The organism is Alkalihalophilus lindianensis (assembly GCF_032843265.1).
GTDB lineage: Bacteria > Bacillota > Bacilli > Bacillales > Bacillaceae_D > Alkalihalophilus > Alkalihalophilus lindianensis.
On record NZ_JAWJBA010000886.1, the window covers coordinates 1 to 243 of the forward strand.

1 protein-coding gene is annotated in these 243 nt (G+C 49.4%); it reads left to right on the forward strand.

The window, feature by feature from the left end; translation table 11 throughout:
* Nucleotides 1-243, forward strand: a 243-nt coding sequence (locus tag RYX56_RS24675) for a hypothetical protein (protein ID WP_317124430.1), incomplete at both ends; no start/stop codon positions are given.

Below are 243 nucleotides of genomic sequence, written 5' to 3' on the forward strand. Positions count from 1 at the left end.
CTAACCGAGCGTTGATGGGGGCAAACATGCAGCGACAAGCTGTACCACTTATGCAGCCTGAAGCTCCGAGAGTTGGGACCGGTATGGAATATGTATCAGGCAAGGACTCCGGTGCAGCTGTAATTTGTAAGCATGCCGGTATTGTTGAGCATGTAGAAGCTCGTGAAGTTTGGGTTGGCCGCATCAATGAGGTGGATGGTCAAGAGGTAAAAGGTGACCTTGATAAGTACCGGATGTTGAAAT